This is a genomic window from Imperialibacter sp., from assembly GCF_040222815.1.
Lineage (GTDB): Bacteria > Bacteroidota > Bacteroidia > Cytophagales > Cyclobacteriaceae > Imperialibacter.
Genome location: NZ_JAVKCH010000007.1, coordinates 1 through 1,043 on the forward strand (window position 1 = coordinate 1; position 1,043 = coordinate 1,043).

Sequence of the window (1,043 nt, forward strand, 5' to 3'; positions counted from 1 at the left end):
TAACGTCAATTATTCAGGAAATAGCTGATAGATAGAGGGTTATATTGCTTAACAGTCAAAAAAAGTCAAGATTTGCAAGTGTGTAAAATACTCATTGTACAAAACAAAGAATATGCAAATCTTGACGACAACAAAGCTAACTGAAATTTTCGTAGAATGCGATGACTTTCTGCTAGACTTCCAGCATAAGTTGACTAGCGATGACCAGCCTGAACCCAGATGGTATTCCCGCTTTTCTCGTAGTGAAGTGATGACCGTGCTAGTAGCCTACCACCATTCAGGCAGAAGCACGTTGAAATACTTTTATTGTCAAGATATACGAGGCCCCTATCGCAGTTGGTTCCCAGATGCCCCATGCTATGAACGTTTTGTAGCCCTGATTCCGCATGTTATCCTCGAGCTTTATCTACTGCTTAAATGCCGTTGTCAGGCTGCGTTGGCAGAAAACTATATTGACAGTAAACCTCTAAAAGCCTGCCATATTAAACGAGAAAATCAGCATAAAGTAATGGTAGACTGGGCTGGTAAAGGGAAGGGCACCTTAGGCTGGTTTTACGGTTTTAAGATGCACGTGGTCATCAACCGAGAAGCGCAGTTAGTCAATTTTCTGCTTACCTCAGGCAATGTAGCCGATAACAATCATACCGTATTGAATTACCTTCTTCAAGCAGTAACGGGGAAAGTTTACGGCGACAAAGGCTATCTGAGTGCTCTTAAGGAAACCTTACTCACCAAAGGGGTAGACTTAGTGGCCAAGCTGCGACGGAATGGCAAGAAGGATGCGATGATACACCAAAAAGATGCCTACTATCACCGTCATCGAGGATTGATAGAATCCGTCTTTGGGCAGTGTGTAGGACTTATTGACCTCGAGCATACACGTCACCGAGCCCCACTCAATTATCTTTGTAACGTATTTGCTGCCCTACTCGCATACACCTTCGCTGACCAGCAACCAAGGATTATCGCTTTTGAAGATAGAAACCGACTACTCAATGCTGCATGAATTTGTATTATCTTTAGAACTACTCAATAACTGACGT

At 43.0% G+C, this 1,043-nt stretch carries 1 protein-coding gene; it reads left to right on the plus strand.

The genetic code is table 11. The features are described from left to right. The first annotated feature begins 112 nt into the window (after nt 1-112). Complete coding sequence (locus tag RIF36_RS01655; RefSeq protein ID WP_350149301.1) at nt 113-1,006, plus strand: IS982 family transposase; 894 nt, start codon at nt 113-115, stop codon at nt 1,004-1,006. Nucleotides 1,007-1,043: the final 37 nt, after the last annotated feature.